Below are 581 nucleotides of genomic sequence, written 5' to 3'. Positions count from 1 at the left end.
TGCAAAGCGTTTAAGCCCTGCACGTTAAGAGCAGTAAGCTTATTGCTGCCGCAGTGCAGACTTTGCAAAGCGTTTAAGCCCTGCACGTTAAGAGCGGTAAGCTTATTGCCGCCGCAGGACAGATATTTCAAAGCGTTTAAGCCCTGCACGTTAAGTTCGGTAAGCCTATTGCTGTAGCAGTCCAGATTTTTCAAAGCGTTTAAGCCCTGCACGTTAAGAGCGGTAAGCTTATTGCCGCCGCAGGACAGATATTTCAAAGCGTTTAAACCCTGCACGTTAAGAGCGGTAAGCTTATTGCGGGTGCAGTCCAGATATTTCAAAGCGTTTAAGCCCTGCACGTTAAGAGCGGTAAGCTTATTGCCGCCGCAGAACAGATTGGTGATTTTTCCTTTGAGAACCACTTTTGTACCTTTTGCTTTTAGTTCGGTTTGCGTGCCGCTTGCAAGTTCAGTTTTATCGCAGCCTTCCACTGTTATGGGAGAGTTGTCTGAGGTTGTTGCCTTAACTTTGATAGTAAGCTTATCTGGACTTAAGATAAGCGATGCGCCACCTTGGACAAGGGGAGCTTGAGGCAATTCCAA

General features: G+C 46.8%; 1 protein-coding gene. It reads right to left on the bottom strand.

All coding sequences use genetic code 11. The features are described from left to right. Positions 1 to 581, bottom strand: a 581-nt coding sequence (locus HMPREF9193_RS11265; protein WP_040847413.1) for a leucine-rich repeat domain-containing protein, incomplete at both ends; no start/stop codon positions are given.

Origin of the sequence: Treponema lecithinolyticum ATCC 700332 (genome assembly GCA_000468055.1) — a bacterium.
Lineage (GTDB): Bacteria > Spirochaetota > Spirochaetia > Treponematales > Treponemataceae > Treponema_C > Treponema_C lecithinolyticum.
The sequence above is the reverse complement of the archived record's forward strand: the minus strand, read 5'-3'. Positions and strand labels throughout refer to the sequence as shown.